The sequence below is a fragment of the Sphingomonas sp. genome (assembly GCF_965248875.1).
In the GTDB taxonomy this organism is placed as follows: Bacteria; Pseudomonadota; Alphaproteobacteria; order Sphingomonadales; family Sphingomonadaceae; genus Sphingomonas.
Genome location: NZ_CBDFKR010000009.1, coordinates 13,607 through 29,695, shown reverse-complemented (window position 1 = coordinate 29,695; position 16,089 = coordinate 13,607). Strand labels below are relative to the sequence as shown.

At 67.9% G+C, this 16,089-nt stretch carries 16 protein-coding genes; 10 read left to right on the top strand and 6 right to left on the bottom strand.

Features of this window, described 5'->3' with window-relative positions:
* Positions 1–8: 8 nt before the first annotated feature.
* Entirely contained in the window at positions 9–890 is an 882-nt protein-coding gene (locus tag ACP2AD_RS06545) for an alpha/beta fold hydrolase (RefSeq protein ID WP_425229284.1), read from the top strand.
* Here the strand turns inward: ACP2AD_RS06545 and ACP2AD_RS06540 are convergent.
* Complete coding sequence (locus tag ACP2AD_RS06540; RefSeq protein ID WP_425229283.1) at positions 887–1,981, bottom strand: DUF2332 domain-containing protein; 1,095 nt, start codon at positions 1,979–1,981, stop codon at positions 887–889. The two genes, ACP2AD_RS06545 and ACP2AD_RS06540, sit on opposite strands and share 4 nt — an antisense overlap.
* 59 nt (positions 1,982–2,040) lie before the next feature.
* Between ACP2AD_RS06540 and hisG the strand changes: the two genes are divergently transcribed.
* The 9 genes from hisG (at position 2,041) to ppa (ending at position 12,769) form a co-directional block, all read left to right on the top strand.
* Positions 2,041–2,691 (top strand): ATP phosphoribosyltransferase, encoded by a 651-nt coding sequence (gene hisG / locus ACP2AD_RS06535; protein ID WP_425229282.1) that lies wholly within the window; start codon positions 2,041–2,043, stop codon positions 2,689–2,691.
* The gene (gene hisD, locus ACP2AD_RS06530) at positions 2,688–3,980 is read left to right on the top strand and encodes a histidinol dehydrogenase (RefSeq protein WP_425229281.1); all 1,293 of its coding nucleotides are present in this window, start codon (positions 2,688–2,690) and stop codon (positions 3,978–3,980) included. The genes hisG and hisD overlap by 4 nt, the downstream gene beginning before the upstream one ends.
* Before the next feature lie 30 nt (positions 3,981–4,010).
* Positions 4,011–4,466 (top strand): transcription antitermination factor NusB, encoded by a 456-nt coding sequence (nusB, locus tag ACP2AD_RS06525; RefSeq protein ID WP_425229280.1) that lies wholly within the window; start codon positions 4,011–4,013, stop codon positions 4,464–4,466.
* On the top strand, positions 4,463–5,386 hold the full coding sequence (gene thiL, locus ACP2AD_RS06520) for a thiamine-phosphate kinase (protein ID WP_425229306.1): 924 nt from the start codon (positions 4,463–4,465) through the stop codon (positions 5,384–5,386). Before nusB ends, thiL begins: the two co-directional genes overlap by 4 nt.
* A 68-nt stretch (positions 5,387–5,454) precedes the next feature.
* The gene (locus tag ACP2AD_RS06515) at positions 5,455–7,653 is read left to right on the top strand and encodes a sodium-translocating pyrophosphatase (RefSeq protein WP_425229279.1); all 2,199 of its coding nucleotides are present in this window, start codon (positions 5,455–5,457) and stop codon (positions 7,651–7,653) included.
* 214 nt (positions 7,654–7,867) lie between these two features.
* The gene (locus ACP2AD_RS06510) at positions 7,868–9,469 is read left to right on the top strand and encodes a DNA methyltransferase (RefSeq protein ID WP_425229278.1); all 1,602 of its coding nucleotides are present in this window, start codon (positions 7,868–7,870) and stop codon (positions 9,467–9,469) included.
* 32 nt (positions 9,470–9,501) lie between these two features.
* Positions 9,502–10,143, top strand: coding sequence for a DUF1345 domain-containing protein (locus ACP2AD_RS06505; RefSeq protein ID WP_425229277.1), 642 nt, complete (start codon positions 9,502–9,504; stop codon positions 10,141–10,143).
* A 78-nt stretch (positions 10,144–10,221) separates the two neighbouring features.
* Positions 10,222–12,156 carry a M61 family metallopeptidase gene (locus ACP2AD_RS06500; RefSeq protein WP_425229276.1) on the top strand — a complete coding sequence of 645 codons (1,935 nt, stop codon included), beginning with the start codon at positions 10,222–10,224 and terminating at the stop codon, positions 12,154–12,156.
* 58 nt (positions 12,157–12,214) lie between these two features.
* Positions 12,215–12,769, top strand: a complete 555-nt coding sequence (ppa, locus tag ACP2AD_RS06495; protein WP_425229275.1) for an inorganic diphosphatase — start codon at positions 12,215–12,217, stop codon at positions 12,767–12,769.
* Here the strand turns inward: ppa and ACP2AD_RS06490 are convergent.
* The 5 genes from ACP2AD_RS06490 to ispG all read right to left on the bottom strand — a co-directional run bounded on the left by ACP2AD_RS06490 (position 12,766) and on the right by ispG (position 16,076).
* Positions 12,766–13,119 carry a TfoX/Sxy family protein gene (locus ACP2AD_RS06490; RefSeq protein WP_425229274.1) on the bottom strand — a complete coding sequence of 118 codons (354 nt, stop codon included), beginning with the start codon at positions 13,117–13,119 and terminating at the stop codon, positions 12,766–12,768. The two genes, ppa and ACP2AD_RS06490, sit on opposite strands and share 4 nt — an antisense overlap.
* Entirely contained in the window at positions 13,119–13,598 is a 480-nt protein-coding gene (locus tag ACP2AD_RS06485; RefSeq protein ID WP_425229273.1) for an N-acetyltransferase family protein, read from the bottom strand. The genes ACP2AD_RS06490 and ACP2AD_RS06485 overlap by 1 nt, the downstream gene beginning before the upstream one ends.
* The gene (locus ACP2AD_RS06480) at positions 13,595–14,485 is read right to left on the bottom strand and encodes a DMT family transporter (protein WP_425229272.1); all 891 of its coding nucleotides are present in this window, start codon (positions 14,483–14,485) and stop codon (positions 13,595–13,597) included. The genes ACP2AD_RS06485 and ACP2AD_RS06480 overlap by 4 nt, the downstream gene beginning before the upstream one ends.
* Before the next feature lie 213 nt (positions 14,486–14,698).
* Entirely contained in the window at positions 14,699–14,926 is a 228-nt protein-coding gene (locus tag ACP2AD_RS06475) for a hypothetical protein (protein ID WP_425229271.1), read from the bottom strand.
* Between the two features lie 25 nt (positions 14,927–14,951).
* Complete coding sequence (gene ispG / locus ACP2AD_RS06470) at positions 14,952–16,076, bottom strand: flavodoxin-dependent (E)-4-hydroxy-3-methylbut-2-enyl-diphosphate synthase (protein WP_425229270.1); 1,125 nt, start codon at positions 16,074–16,076, stop codon at positions 14,952–14,954.
* Positions 16,077–16,089: the final 13 nt, after the last annotated feature.

Below are 16,089 nucleotides of genomic sequence, written 5' to 3'. Positions count from 1 at the left end.
CCATTGCGATGACCGACACCCTCGACCGTGTGGCGCTTCCGACCGGCGTCGATCTCGACGTCCAGATCGCGGGGTCACGCGACCGGCCCGCGGTGATCCTGCTTCACGGCTTCCCGGAATCGCACCGGACCTGGCGAGCAATCGTCCCTGATCTCGCGCACGACCACTTCGTCCTCGCCCCCGATCAGCGCGGCTATGCCCGTTCCTCCAAGCCGCAATCGGTCGACAGCTATGCCCCCGACAAGATCGTCGCCGACCTCACCGCGCTGGCCGACCACTACGGGGTAGAGCGGTTCACGCTGGTCGGCCATGACTGGGGCGGCGCGATCGCATGGCTGGCCGCGTTGCAGCAGCCGGCGCGGGTGGCGCGACTGGTGATCGTCAACGCGCCCCACCCGTTCGTCTTCCAGCGCTCGCTGTTCGATCACCGCGACCAGCGCGCCGCCAGCCAGTATATCCGCCGCTTCCGCGACACCTCGCTGGACAAGGGGCTGGTCGGCGCGGGACTGGAGCATTTCTTCTCGTCGACCTTCGCGCAGGTGCTGACCCGCGCGGTGATGGGCGCGGACCGAGCCGCCTATCTCGACGAGTGGGGTCAGCCCGGTGCGATGACCGCGATGCTCAACTGGTATCGTGCGTCGACACTGATCGTGCCCGCCATGGACGAGAACCCGCCGCGCCCGGCCTTCCTCGACGGCCCTTTCCCGCCGGTGACGCAGCCGACGCTGGTAATCTGGGGCATGGCCGACACCGCGCTGCTGCCGATGCAGCTGGCGGGACTTGACGCGCTGGTCCCCGACCTGACGGTGGCGAAGGTCGAGGCGGGGCATTTCGTGCCGTGGGAAAACGCGCCCGCCGTGCTGAAGGCAATGCGCGACTGGGGCGTCTAGGGCCAGACCTGCGCCGACTCCGGCAGCTCGATCGCTTCGCCCGTATCGGGTGCGCCGTATCTGATCCACGCCGCGTGCGCGTGCGCGACGCCCAGCACCTCGGGCTCGGCATGGCCGGGCCAGCTCAGTACTCGCATCACCTGGTGCGCAATCGCGCGGTTCGGCTCCATCATCACCCAGCCGAGCGGCCGTTCCGCCGTCGCCCGCGCCCCTGCCGCCTGCATCGCGGCACGGATGCGGGCCTGCGTGCCGGCAGGCAGGTACTGCCAGACGACCGAGTGCATCAGCACCCGCGTGACGCTTGCCGCCTGCGGCTCGGCCAGCCGCGCCTCGACCCAGTCGGCGGCGTCGGCGCGGTCGAGCTGCACCCCCTCGTCGCGCACCATCGCGATCGCCGCGCGCAGCCGCTCCAGCCGCTCGGGCTTCTCCGCCCAGACATAGGCCGACAGCCGCGCCTCGACCGCCGGATCGGCCGCGTCCATCGGCGCCACATCGCACCCGCGCGCCGACACAATCTCGACCTCGACCGGCTCGGGCGCAGCGCCCGTCCACGCCGGCGTCAGCACGATCGGCGCGTCAGGCGGGCCGACCCGTGTTCCCCCCAGGTCGAACCCGTACCGCCCGATCAGCAGGTTCAACCCCGCGCTCGATCCGATCTCGATCACCTCGATCCGCGGCCCGTGCCGCCGCGCGACCGCCATCAGCCCGCACATCAGCGCCGCCGACCGCCCCGGCTCGTTGGTCTGCGGCGGCCCGTCCAGCCACGGCAACAGGTCGGCTTCATGCACGGCCAGCACCCGCTCCAGCCCGGCCGCGATCGCGTCCTCCGTCACCTCCCCCGCAAAGACGCGGGCCAGCCCGGCATCCTTTCCCGCCAGCACCAGCGCATGCAGCCCGCCGATGAAGCGCAGCGGCAGCGCATCCCTGGTCGGCTCCCCCGCCCAGTCGAGCAGTCGCCGTCCGACCGCGGTCGCCCGCGTCAGCCCATCGGCGACCGCCGCACACAAGGCGGCGTAACGCGGCGCGCCCATCTGCCGGCAGTAATATTCCTGGATCCGGAACGCCCCCCGGTTGTTCGCTTCGCCCGCCATGCCGTCCTCCTGCTGCGCTTGTTGCACCTGCGAAGGGCGGTGCGTAAAGCCCGGCGGCCGTGGCCAACCCGCTCATCATCGCCGTGCCGAAGGGACGCATCCTCGTCGAAGCGCAGCCGCTGCTCGCGCGCGCAGGGGTGCGGCCGGAGGCGGCGTTCTTTGATGAGGACAGCCGCGCGTTACGCTTCGCGACCGACGACGCGGGCATCGAGCTGATCCGCGTCCGCGCCTTCGATGTCGCCACCTTCGTCGCGCACGGCGCGGCACAGCTGGGCATCGTCGGGTCCGATGTGCTCGCCGAATTCGATTACAGCGAGCTGTATGCGCCGGTCGACCTGCGCATCGGCCATTGCCGCCTGTCGGTTGCCGAGCCCGCGGCGCTGGCGGCGCACGACGATCCGCGGGGGTGGAGCCATTTGCGCGTGGCCACCAAATACCCGCATGTCACGGCGCAGCATTTCGCCCGCCGCGGGGTGCAGGCGGAGTGCGTCAAGCTCAACGGCGCAATGGAGCTGGCGCCGACGCTGGGGCTGGCGCCGCGGATCGTGGACCTGGTCAGCTCGGGCCGGACACTGAAGGAGAACGGCTTGGTCGAGGTCGAGGTGATCGCGGAGGTGACCTCGCGCCTGATCGTCAACCGCGCGGCGATGAAGACCCGCGCCGAGATCGTGCCGCTGGTCGAGGCGTTCCGGCGATCGGTGGCGGCGTGATCCGCCTCTCCACGCTGGATCCTGGCTTCGCCGCCGCGTTCGACGCCCTCGTCAACTCGCGCCGCGAGGCTGCCGCCGACGTCGCACGCGACGTCGTAGCGATCGTGCGCGCGGTAAAGCACGGCGGCGAGGCGGCGGTCGCGACCTATACCCGGCAGTTCGACCGCTTCGACCTGAACGAGACAGGCTGGCGGATCGAACCTGCGCAATGCGCCGCCGCCTTCACAGCACTTGATCCCGTCCTGCGCGAGGCGCTCGAACTCGCGGCGACACGCATCCGCGCCTATCACGAGAAGCAGCGCCCGGCCGACAGCGATTACCGCGACGACGCGGGCGTCCGCCTCGGCGCGCGCTGGCGGGCGGTCGATGCGGCGGGGCTCTACGTCCCCGGCGGGCGTGCCGCCTATCCCAGCTCGCTGTTGATGAACGCGATCCCAGCCAAGGTCGCGGGCGTCGAACGGATCGCGATGGTGACCCCGACCCCCGACGGACAGGTCAACCCGCTCGTGCTGGCCGCCGCGCACCTTGCCGGGGTCGACGAGATCTGGCGGGTCGGCGGCGCGCAGGGTGTCGCGGCGCTGGCTTATGGCGCAGGTCCGATCGCGCCGGTGGACGTGATCGTCGGCCCCGGCAATGCTTGGGTCGCGGAAGCTAAGCGCCAGCTGTACGGCGTCGTCGGCATCGACATGGTCGCCGGGCCGAGCGAGATCGTCGTCGTCGCCGACCGCGGCAACGATCCCGACTGGATCGCCGCCGACCTGCTCAGCCAGGCCGAGCACGATACCGTCACCCAGTCGATCCTGTTCACCGACGACGCCGTGTTGGGCGAAGCGGTCGCCGCCGCGGTCGACCGCCAGCTGGGCGATCTCGCCACCGCCTCCGTCGCGCGCCAGGCATGGGATGCGAACGGTGCGATCGTGCTCGTCGACACGCTCGCCGAGGCGATGCCGCTGGTCGACCGGCTCGCGCCCGAGCATCTGGAACTCGCCGTCGCCGACCCGGAGCCGCTGTTCGCCCGCGTCCGCCACGCCGGCAGCATCTTCCTCGGGCGTCACACACCCGAAGCGATCGGCGATTACATAGCCGGCCCCAACCACGTCCTCCCCACCGGCCGCCGCGCGCGTTTCGCCAGCGGGCTGGGCGTGCTCGACTTCATGAAGCGGACGAGCTTCCTGCAGCTCGACGCCGCTGCGCTGGCGGTGCTCGGTCCGGCAACGGTAGCCCTGGCGCAGGCCGAAGGTTTGCCCGCGCACGCCCGCTCGGTCGCGCTGCGCCTCGGGGTGACGTAGCGGCGCAGGCCGCCTACATGCGCGCTACCTATGCCCCGTACCACCGCCCGAACAACCGCCCGTGCTGCTGCGCGGCTTGCCGCCGTTCAGGCGCTCTACCAGCATGAGATGGAGCGCACCGCGATCCCCACGCTGCTCCACGAGTTTCACCAGCACCGGCTCGGGGCTACGATCGAAGGCGCGGAATATGCGGACGCCGAGGTCGATTTCTTCGACGATCTGGTGAAGGGCGCGACCGCCCGCGCCGCCGACATCGACGTGGCGATCGCGGGCAAGCTGGCGAGCGGCTGGACGCTCGAGCGGCTCGACAAGCCGATGAAGGCGATCCTCCGCTGCGGCACCTACGAGCTTCTCGCCCGCGCCGACGTGCCGGTGGGTGCCGTGATCAGCGAATATGTCGATGTCGCCCACGCATTCTATGCGCGGCGGGAGGCGGGGTTTGTCAACGGCCTGCTGGATTCGATCGCGAAGGAAGTTCGGGGCTGACCGAAGCCGATTTCCTCGCCGCACTGCGCCGCCTGCCGCTTCACCCCGGCGCGCGGGGGTTGCGCGATGATGCGGCGGTCGTCGGCGATCTGATCGTTACCACCGACACGCTGGTGGAGTGGATCCACTTCCTGCCCGCCGACCCGGCACCGGATGTTGCATGGAAGCTGGTCGCGATAAATCTCTCCGATCTGGCGGCCAAGGGCGCGTTCCCCGAGGGAGTGCTGCTCAACTATCCGCTGCGCGATGAGGCCTGGGATGCGAGCTTTCTCACCGGCCTCGAGGAGGCGCTGCGCCACTATCGGGTGGCGCTGATCGGTGGCGATACGGTGTCGCTGCCGCCGAGCGCGCCGCGCGTGTTGACCCTGACCGCGTTGGGCCGCTCGACTGTCGCGCCTGCACGAGGCGGGGCGCGCGCGGGCGACGCGTTGTGGATAACCGGCACGATCGGCGATGCGGGCGCAGGACTCGCTATTGCGCGAGGCCAGGATGGCCCGGCTGCGTTGCTCGCCCGCTACCGGCGGCCGCAGCCCCGGCTCGCCGAGGGTCGCGCACTGGCGTCGGTCGTGAATGCAATGAGCGATGTCTCCGATGGCCTGCTGATCGATGCGAGCCGCATGGCTGCGGCGAGCGGGCTGGCGGTCGTGGTCGATCTGGACGCGGTGCCGCTGTCGCCGGCGCTCGCCGCCTGGAACCCCAACCGGCTCGCCGCGGTCACGGCGGGCGACGATTATGAACTGCTCTTCGCGCTGCCGCCCGAGCGGGCGCCGCCCGTCCCCGCCGCCCGCATCGGCGCATTCGCAACCGGCACGGGCCTGAGCCTCACCAGCGGCGGCGATCCACTCTCCCTTCCCGCGCGCCTCGGCTACGAACACGGCAATGATCCGAACGGCTTGCCAGCGGGCACACCCGGCTTATAGACCCCCCGCACAATCGCGCGCGCCCGGCCGGCGCTCTGCGCTATAACCGCTGCAGGGGAAGAACCTACATGAACGCCGTTTACCTCGCCATGCTCTGCGGCGTGATCGCCGTTCTGTACGGCGCCTTCACGTCCAGCCAGGTGCTGCGCCAGCCCGCGGGCGACGCGAAGATGCAGGACATCGCCGCCGCCATCCAGGAGGGCGCCAAGGCGTATCTCGGCCGCCAGTACACCACGATCGGCATCGTCGGGGTCATCGTGGCCGTTGTACTGTTCTTCACCCTGGGAGGACTGTCGACAGTCGCGTTTCTGATCGGCGCGATCCTGTCCGGCGTCGCGGGCTATGTCGGCATGAACATCTCGGTGCGCGCGAATGTGCGCACCGCCGAGGCCGCACGGACCTCGCTGCAAGGCGGGCTCACCACCGCGTTCCGCTCGGGCGCGATCACCGGCATGCTCGTGGCCGGGCTCGGACTGCTCTCGATCGCCGGCATCTTCTGGTACCTCGTGGGCCTGCGCGGGCTAAGCCTGACGGTTGAGGCCGACCGGCACACCATCACCGCCGCTCTCACCGCGCTGGCGTTCGGCGCCTCGCTGATCTCGATCTTCGCGCGGCTGGGCGGCGGCATCTTCACCAAGGCCGCCGATGTCGGCGCCGATCTGGTCGGCAAGGTCGAGGCTGGTATTCCCGAGGACGATCCCCGCAATCCCGCTACCATCGCCGACAATGTCGGCGACAATGTCGGCGACTGCGCCGGCATGGCCGCCGACCTGTTCGAGACCTATGTCGTGACGCTCGGCCTGACGATGGTGTCGATCGCGCTGCTGGTGCCCGACGCGGCTAAGCTGTTCCAGCTGATGGTGCTGCCGCTGATCGTCGGCGGCGTATGCATCATCACGTCGATCATCGGCACCTATTTCGTTCGCCTAGGTGCCAAGCAGTCGATCATGGGCGCGCTCTACAAGGGCTTCTGGACAACGGTGATCCTGTCGGTGCCGGCGATCTACGGCGCCACCAGCTGGATTCTGGGCGGCGACATGAAGTCGAACCTCGTCGGCTCGGCGATGGATCTGAGCGGTAGTCTGGGTGAAGAGACGACCGCCGGCCTCGCCGATCAGCTGCACTTTTCGGGGATGGACCTGTTCTGGTGCATGATGATCGGGTTGGCCGTAACCGGGCTGCTGGTGTGGATCACCGAATATTATACCGGTACCAACTATCGTCCGGTGAAGTCGATCGCCAAGGCATCGGAGACGGGCCACGGCACCAACGTCATCCAGGGGCTGGCGATCAGCCTTGAATCCACCGCGCTGCCGACGCTGGTGATCGTGGTTGCGGTGATCGCGACCTATCAGCTGGCGGGCATTATCGGCGTGGCGTTCGCCGCGACCGCGTTGCTGGCCTTGGCTGGCATGGTGGTGGCGCTCGACGCCTATGGTCCGGTGACCGACAATGCGGGCGGGATCGCCGAGATGGCGGGGCTGCCCGACGACGTGCGGCACCGCACCGATGCGCTCGATGCGGTCGGCAATACCACCAAGGCGGTGACCAAGGGCTATGCGATCGGCTCGGCGGCGCTGGCCGCGCTGGTCCTGTTCGGGGCGTACACGACCGACCTCGATCGCTATGCCACGGCGCTGGGCCTGACGGTCGTGCCGGGGCAGCCGGTGGTCAACTTTTCGCTCAGCAACCCCTATGTGATCGTCGGGCTGCTGCTCGGCGCTTTGTTGCCCTATCTGTTCGGCGCGTTCGGCATGACCGCAGTCGGCCGTGCCGCCGGGCACGTCGTCGAGGACGTGCGGGCGCAGTTCCGCGACAATCCCGGAATCATGGCCGGGACGACGCGGCCGAACTACGGCCGCACCGTCGATATCGTCACGCGCGCCGCGATCAAGGAGATGATCGTCCCGTCGCTGCTTCCGGTCGTCAGTCCGGTGGCGGTATATTTCATCATCGCCGCGGTGGGCGGGAAAGCACAGGGCTTCGCCGCGCTCGGCGCGATGCTGCTCGGCGTGATCGTCTCCGGGCTGTTCGTCGCCATCTCGATGACGAGCGGCGGCGGCGCGTGGGACAACGCCAAGAAATATATCGAGGACGGCAATCATGGCGGCAAGGGTTCCGAGGCGCACAAGGCCGCGGTGACCGGCGACACCGTCGGCGATCCCTACAAGGATACCGCCGGCCCGGCGGTGAACCCGATGATTAAGATCACCAACATCGTGGCGCTGCTGCTGCTCGCCGCACTGGCGGCGCACGGCGCCGGGTAGGTTCTCGCATCCTGTCGAGCTTAAGAAGCCCCGCCCGGCGCTGCCGCGGTGGGGCTTCCTTTTACGCGATCAAGACGAAGGCTGCGGTGATCCCGGCCTATTCCGCCAAAATGATTCTACTTTTATTGAGTCGTAAGAGTCGCTTGCGGGTAACCGACACCATTCTGCGGCGCATTGTTTTCCCAGCGGTTAAGTTGCTGATTCAAGAGCGTTCGTGCAACGCAACGATCCCGGCAATCATCTCCACTACGGCGACAATCTGCGCGTCCTGCGCGAGCATGTGGGCGACGCGAGCGTCGACCTCGTCTATCTCGATCCACCGTTCAACTCGAACGCCACCTACAACATCCTGTTCAAGTCCCCGACCGGCACCGGCGCCGATGCGCAGATCGAGGCGTTCGAGGACAGCTGGCGCTGGAACGACACCGCCGAGGACGCCTTCGATCAGGTCGCACGCTCGGGCAACACCAAGGCGTTCGACCTGCTGAACGCAATGCGGGCGTTCCTGGGCGAGAACGACATGATGGCGTACCTCGCGATGATGGCGGTGCGCCTGCTCGAACTGCACCGCGTTCTCAAGCCGACCGGCAGCCTCTACCTCCACTGCGACCCGACCGCGTCACACTATTTAAAGCTGCTGCTCGACGGCGTGTTTGGGCCGCATCGTTATCTCAACGAGATCACGTGGAAGCGGACCACCGCGCACGCCGACGGATCACGCTACGGGCGTAACACGGACACCATCCTGTTCTTCGGCCGATCGGTCGACTACACATGGCACCAGCAATATCTCCCTTATGAAACCGACTACGCGACCCGATTCCGTCAGACCGATGCTGACGGACGGCGCTGGATGGATGACAATCTGACCGCAAAGGGGCTCTCGGGCGGCGGCTACACATACACGTACAAAGGTGTTGCTTCGCTTTGGCGCATGCCGGTTGAGACCATGCGCCGTCTTGATGACGAGGGTCGTCTGCATTTCACCCGCACCGGTGGCATCCGACTGAAGCGTTATCTGGACGAGGCGAAAGGCCTGCCGGTGCAGGCGTTGTGGACGGATATTCCGGCGCCGAATTCGCAAGCGCAAGAGCGCCTCGGTTATCCCACCCAGAAACCCCTCGCGCTTCTCGAACGCATCATCGCCGCCTCCTCCGACCCCGGCGACGTCGTGCTCGACCCGTTCTGCGGCTGTGGCACCGCCGTCCATGCGGCGCAGAAACTGGGGCGGCAGTGGATCGGGATCGACGTCACCCACCTCGCCATCAGCCTGATTGAAAAGCGGCTGCGCGACGCCTTTCCCGGCATCGCCTTTACCGTCGAGGGCACGCCCAAGGACCTCGCCAGCGCCCAAGATCTCGCCGCGCGCGACAAATACCAGTTCCAGTGGTGGGCGGTATCGATGGTCGACGCGATGCCTTATGGCGGCAGGAAGAAGGGCGCGGACGGCGGCGTCGACGGCGTCATCTATTTCAAGCCCGACGGCAAGCGGACCGAAAAGGCGATCGTCTCGGTCAAGGGCGGCGCCAATGTCGGCGTGCAGATGATCCGCGATCTCCATTCCGCGATGGAGCGCGAAAAGGCGCCGATCGGCGTCTTCATCACCGCCGCGATGCCGACCAGCGCCATGGAGCGCGAGGCCGCCGCGGTCGGCCGCTTCACTGCCGCGCAGACCGGCCGGAGCTACGCGCGCCTGCAGATCGTCACGCTCGCCGAGCTTTTCGCGGGCAAACGCCCCGACATTCCGCTGGTCGAGGCGAACCTGTCCTTCCGCAAGGCGGGGCGCGAGGAGAAGGATCAGGACCGGCTGCTCTAGGCGCGGCGCGCATCCCCCGTTAGCGTGGCGGCATGAACCTGCACCTAGGACGCCGCGTCGCGCCGCCGCGCTTCATCCTTTTCTGCCTGCTGTTCCCCATCGCCGCCGCCGGGCTGGCGCCGACGCTGGGCACGGGGCCGGGCCTGCTCGCGGGGTTCGACATCGCGGCAACCGTGTTCCTGGTGTCGATCACGCCCTTCTTCCGCCACGGCGAGGCGGACAAGATGCGCGACGCCGCCAAGCGCAATGACGCGAACCGCGCCGTGCTGCTGGCGATCACCAGCGTGACGCTGCTCGTCGTGCTCACTTCCGTGTTCAAGGAGGTGCAGGACAAGAGCGGCGGGGCCTCCACCGTCCTGATCATCGCGACCCTGGTGCTCGCCTGGCTGTTTTCCAACACCATCTACGCCCTTCATTACGCCCACCTCTATTATGGCGACGAGAATGGCAGCCCCGGTGACGACAAGGGGCTCGACTTTCCGCATTGCGACGAGCCCGATTATTGGGACTTCCTCTATTTCAGCTTCACGCTGGGCATGACGTTCCAGACCTCGGACGTGGAGATCGCGTCGCGGCGCGTGCGGCGCATCGTGCTGGGGCACACGCTGGCGGCGTTCGTGTTCAACCTGGGTGTGCTCGCCTTCAGCATCAACGTGTTGGGCAGCAAGGGCTAAACCGCCACGCTTGCCCCTAGACGCGCGGCGCGCGGGGGTTCAGACGAGCCGCCAGTCTTCCCAGCCGAAAGAGCCTTGATGCGCCGTCCGCTTTTCGCCGCCTCGCTCCTCGCCGCCACTGCGCTGCCCGTCGCACTACCCCTCGCACTGGGCGCACAGGTCCCGGCGGGCAATTCTGCGCCTCAGCCCGCGGCCTATGTCGACCGCATCCCCGCGCCGCAGGACATTCCCTTTCCCGGTACGATCCAGCTCGACGTCGATGCGACCAACAACGAACAAGGCATCTTCCAGGTGCGGGAGACGATCCCGACGCCGCGCGCCGGTCACATGGTGTTGCTGTATCCAAAATGGGTGCCGGGCGGGCACAATCCGCGCAACGAGATCGACAAGGTCGCCGGGCTGCATTTCCGCGCCGGCGGCCGCGAGCTGCCCTGGACGCGCGATCCGGTCAACGTTTACGCCTTTCACATCGACGTACCCGAGGGCGCCCGTCAAGTAACGGCGGAGTTCCAGTTCCTGTCGTCCACCCGGCCCGAACAAGGCCCGGTGATGATGTCTCCCAACATCCTGCGACTGCAATGGATCGCCACCAGCCTCTACCCGGCCGGCTATTTCAGCCGCCGCATCCCGGTCCAGGCGACGGTGAGATATCCGTCCGGGTGGACCGCCTATTCGGGGCTGCCGTCGTCGAGCACCGGTTCGACCTATACCTACCAGCGGACGAACTACGAGATCCTGGTCGACTCGCCGGTGCTGGCGGGCCGCTATGCGCATTCGTGGCAGCTCAGCCCACGCGTTTCGCTCGATACGGTGGCGGACACGCCCGAGCAGCTGAACGCGACGCCAGCGCAGATTGACGCGCACCGCCGGCTGGTCGAGCAGGCGGTCCGCACTTTCGGCGCACAGCATTACGACAATTACCATTTCCTGTTCTCGATCTCCGACCAGATCGGCGGCATCGGGCTGGAGCATCACCGCTCGTCGGAGGACGGCACGCGGCCGGGATATTTCACCGAATGGGAGATGCAGGGCGTCGCGCGCAACCTGCTGCCGCACGAATACACCCACAGCTGGGACGGCAAGTTCCGCCGCGGCGCGGACCTTTGGACGCCCAATCTTGACGTGCCGATGCGGGACTCGCTGCTCTGGGTCTATGAGGGGCAGACGCAGTTCTGGGGCTATGTGCTGCAGGCGCGGTCGGGGCTGGTCAGCAAGCAGGAAACGCTGGACGCCTATGCCGCGATCGCGGGCAGCTACGACCTCGCTCCCGCGCGCCAGTGGCGGCCGCTGATCGACACCACCAACGATCCGATCATCTCCGCCCGGCGGCCGAAGGGCTGGACCAGCTGGCAGCGGTCGGAGGATTATTACAACGAAGGGCTGATGGTGTGGATGGAGGTCGATGCGATGCTGCGCGAGCAGTCGCATGGGACCAAGTCGATCGACGACTTCGCCCGCGCCTTCTTCGGGGTCCGCGACGGCGATTGGGGCGAGCTGACATATACCTTCGACGACGTGGTCAGCACGCTGAACGCCATTTCACCCTATGACTGGGCCGCCTTCCTCCACCGCCGCCTGACCGAGACCGGGCGGCCGGCACCGGTCAACGGCTTTACGATGAACGGCTACCGGCTGGTCTACACCCCCGAGCCGACGCTGTATTTCCGGGGGCTGGAGCGCATCCGCGGCACCGACGCCAGTTATTCGATCGGACTGGTCGTCGACAAGGACGGCATCGTCACGCAAACGATCTGGAACTCCCCAGCCTTCCGCGCCGGGTTCACGGTGGGCGACACGCTGCTCGCCATCAACGGCGACACCTATACCGGCGACCGGCTCAAGGCGGCGATCGTCGCGGCGAAGAACGCGACCGCGCCGATCCAGCTGACCGTGCGCGACGGCCAGCGGGTGCGCCAGATCAGCATCGACTACCATGACGGTCCCCGTTACCCGCGCCTGCAAAAGATCGGCGAAGGTGAGACGGGACTGGATCGGCTGCTCGCCCCGCGATAGGGCGTCTGGCGCGATGTTGCACCGCAGCATTGCACGGCCGCTCGTTCAGGACATTCTCATGCGCATTGATCTCATCCCGGTGGGCAAGAACCCGCCCGACGACCTCAACGTCATCATCGAGGTGCCGACCGGCGGCGAACCGGTAAAGTACGAGTTCGACAAGGCGTCGGGCGCGCTATTCGTCGACCGTATCCTCCACACGCCGATGCGCTATCCGGCCAATTACGGTTTTGTGCCGCACACGCTCAGCTTCGACGGTGATCCGCTCGACGCTCTGGTGGTGTCGCGCTCGCCGTTCATCCCGGGCTGCGTGGTGCGCGCCCGCCCGATCGCGGTCTTGAACCTGGAGGACGAAGCGGGCGGTGACGAGAAGCTGGTCTGCGTTCCCGTCGACGACACCTTCCCCTATTATAGCAATGTCGGCGAGCGGGCGGACCTGCCCGAGATCGTATTCGAGCAGATCGAACATTTCTTCACCCACTATAAGGACCTGGAGAAGAAGAAGTGGGTCCGCATCGGCACCTGGGGCGATCGCGACGAGGCGCGGCGCATCACGCTGGAGGCGATCGAGCGCTACCAGGCGCATCCGGCCGATCCCGAGGCGTCGACCTAGGTCTTCGGCTTCCTGGCACGCGGCCTCTTCGCCGGCGCCCGCCGCCCCGCCTCCAGCGCCAGCACCGCCCAACGCCTGAGTTCATCGACGTCGTCGTAGCAATCTTCGGGCGCGCGGCGGTAATTCATGCTGCCCGTCTTCCCGTCGCCGAAGCTGTAGGTGAAGCGTGCACACCCCGCTGCGTCCCACGCCCCATCGCTCATCGTGTCCGCCTTGAGCCACAGCTGGTCGTCGGCGAGGATCGCGAACACCACGCCGTCGGCATAGAGCGTCCGTCCGCCCATCATCGCGCGGCTGGTTACGGCCATCGGCGCCAGCGCCTCCGCGACCCAATCGACCAGCCCCTCCATCAGCCCCGCCCCGCCAGCTGCGCCAGCGCCGCGCCCTCGATGCGCTGCACCGTCCACTCCTCCATCGCGACCGCACCCATCGCGCGGTAGAAAGCGATCGCAGGCGCGTTCCAGTCGAGCACCGACCATTCGAACCGCGCGCAGCCGGTGTCGAGCGCCACCTGCGCCAGATGACCCAGCAATGCCTTGCCCACGCCCTGCCCCCGCGCCGTCTCGCTGACGTACAGATCCTCAAGGTACAGCCCGCGTCGTCCGGTCCAGGTCGAGAAGGTTTGGAAGAACAGCGCGAACCCCATCGGCCCTTCCGCAACCTCGGCGATCACCGCCTGCGCCGCCGGGCGTGGGTCGAACAGCGCCGCCTGCAGCAGCGGCTCGGTCGCCACGACCGCGTCCGGTTCGCGCTCGTAGATCGCCAGCTCGCGCACAAAGCGCAGGATCGTCGGCACGTCGGCCGGTGTTGCGGGCCGTATCATGGTCACAGCATCGCCTCCTGCGGCGCGGGCGCGGGCGCACCCTGCCGCAGCGCGAGCAGGCAGCCGCCGACGATCAGCACCGCGCCTGCCAGCGTCGCCGCCGTCAAGGCCTCGCCGAAGAACCACCAGCCGAGCAGCGACAGCCACAGGAAGCCGGTATATTCGGTCGCCACCAGCCGTTGCGCCTGCGCCCGCGCATAGGCCCAGGACAGGAGCAGCAGCGACACGCTCGCGAACACCGCCGCTGCGGCGATCGCCGGCCACTGCGCCGGGGTCGGCCCCGTAGCGAACCAAGGCGCGGCGGGGGCGAGGCAGGCGAGCACGGTCAGCGTCTGGAAGAAGGCGATCTCCTGCGGGGGCGCCTGCTGCGCCTGGTGCCGCTGGAGGACGAGGTTGCCCGCATACAGCAGCGCCGAGGCGATCACCGCCGCGACGCCCTCCACCACCCGCGGCCCGTGCGGCGCGCCCAGCCGCCCGGTGACGATCACCGCCACCCCGGCTAGCCCCAGGCACGATCCCGCCACCGCCCGCGCGCTCACCGCCTCGTGCAGGAACAGCCCGGCGAGCCAGATCGCCAGCAGCGGCGCGAAGAAGGAGATCGCCACCGCCTCCGCCAACGGCACCAAAGTTATCGCATGGAACCACAGCAACGCCATCGCCGCGACTACCATCCCACGCCCCACATGAAGCCTGAGCAGCGCGGGCAACGGCCAGGCGGGCCCGCCGGCGGCCCACAGCCCGCCGGTCACCACCGTTCCCACCAGCGTCCGCCACAGGAGCGCGCTGTATGCCCCGAGCGCGAGGCCTAGCCCCTTCATCAGCGCATCCATGCAACAGAAGATCGCGATGCCGAGGCAAGCGACGAGGAACGGGACGGCAGCACTGCGGTTCACCCGGCGCGCTTAGCCGGGCCGCGACAGCACGCCTAGCCGGGCAGTCTTCTGCTCCGCATCCCGCCCGAGCCGCGCCAGGCGCAGCAATTCGGCAACACCGTCCGTAGTGCAGCAATCAAGGCAGCATCCTCCCGTCCTCGTCCATTCTCCGGAAGAAGGTAAGAGCGATGCTGAGATAGGTGGCCGCGACAATCCCGTGCAACGTGGAGTCTGTCAGGTCATCGTTGTCGCCGGAGTCGTTCCGATACCGGCAGCGATGACGATGCGTCCACGACTGCTCGGCAGCAGATGCCTGATGTCACCGCTGTTCTTTAACGGACGGACCGTCATGCCACCCGCACGGACGACATCGGCCGACACCAGCAGCCCCCCGCCCGAGCATACCCTCCGAACTTCCGCGCCCGGGCTGCGCAACTCAGCGCGGGTGATCGTCAGCGCCAAGCCCGCCAACGCGATGCTCGGACAATTACGCCGCCACCACCTCCCGCGCCGCGTCGGCCGCCTCGATCTCCGCCGCCTTCGCCTCGACCAACGCAACGATATGCTCGATCATGCCCGCGTCCTGCACATGATGGTCGGTGACGCCCGACAGATAGACCATGTGCTTGCCGTTGCCGCCGCCGGTGATGCCGATGTCGGTCTCGCGCGCCTCGCCAGGGCCATTGACGACGCAGCCCAGCACCGACAGCGACATCGGCGTGCGAATGTGCTGCAGCCGCTCCTCCAGCGCCTGGACGGTGCGGATCACGTCGAAGCCTTGGCGCGCGCAGGACGGGCACGACACGACGCGCACGCCACGGTTGCGGATGCCGAGCGACTTCAGGATCTCGAAACCGACGCGAACCTCCTCCTCAGGTTCGGCGGACAGAGACACGCGGATGGTGTCGCCGATGCCGAACCACAGCAGCGAGCCGATGCCGATCGCGCTCTTCACCGTCCCGCCGACGAACCCGCCCGCCTCGGTGATCCCCAGATGCAGTGGACAGTCCACCGCCTCCGCCAGCTGCTGATACGCCGCGACCGCCAGGAACACGTCGGACGCCTTCACCGCGACCTTGTACGCATGGAAGTCGTGGTCCTGCAGCAGCTTGATGTGATCGAGCGCGCTCTCGACCAGCGCCTCCGGACACGGCTCGCCGTATTTCTCCAGCAGGTCACGCTCGAGGCTACCCGCATTGACACCGATGCGGATCGCGCAGCCATTGGCCTTGGCGGCGTTCACCACCTCGCGTACCCGCTCGGCCGAGCCGATATTGCCAGGGTTGATCCGCAGGCAGGCCGCGCCCGCGTCCGCCGCCTCAAGCGCGCGCTTGTAGTGGAAGTGGATATCCGCGACGATCGGCACGCGCGCGGCGCGGACGATCTGACGCAGCGCCGCGGTCGACTCGATGTCGGGACAGGACACCCGGATGATGTCGACCCCTGCTTCCTCGCAGCGCCTGATCTGGTCGATCGTCGCGCGCGCGTCGGAGGTTGGCGTGTTGGTCATGGTCTGCACCGTCACCGGCGCGTCGCCGCCGACGGGGACGGCCCCGACCATGATCTGCCGCGAAGGACGCCGCGCGATGTCGCGCCAGGGACGGATGGACATAGCCAACGATATA

Coding starts and splice junctions, on each gene's coding strand:
- ACP2AD_RS06545 (WP_425229284.1), top strand. CDS start 9: ATGACCGACACCCTCGACCGTGTGGCGCTTCCGACCGGCGTCGATCTC.
- ACP2AD_RS06540 (WP_425229283.1), bottom strand. CDS start 1,981: ATGGCGGGCGAAGCGAACAACCGGGGGGCGTTCCGGATCCAGGAATAT.
- nusB (WP_425229280.1), top strand. CDS start 4,011: ATGCCCCGTACCACCGCCCGAACAACCGCCCGTGCTGCTGCGCGGCTT.
- ACP2AD_RS06515 (WP_425229279.1), top strand. CDS start 5,455: ATGAACGCCGTTTACCTCGCCATGCTCTGCGGCGTGATCGCCGTTCTG.
- ACP2AD_RS06505 (WP_425229277.1), top strand. CDS start 9,502: ATGAACCTGCACCTAGGACGCCGCGTCGCGCCGCCGCGCTTCATCCTT.
- ACP2AD_RS06500 (WP_425229276.1), top strand. CDS start 10,222: ATGCGCCGTCCGCTTTTCGCCGCCTCGCTCCTCGCCGCCACTGCGCTG.
- ppa (WP_425229275.1), top strand. CDS start 12,215: ATGCGCATTGATCTCATCCCGGTGGGCAAGAACCCGCCCGACGACCTC.
- ACP2AD_RS06490 (WP_425229274.1), bottom strand. CDS start 13,119: ATGGAGGGGCTGGTCGATTGGGTCGCGGAGGCGCTGGCGCCGATGGCC.
- ispG (WP_425229270.1), bottom strand. CDS start 16,076: ATGTCCATCCGTCCCTGGCGCGACATCGCGCGGCGTCCTTCGCGGCAG.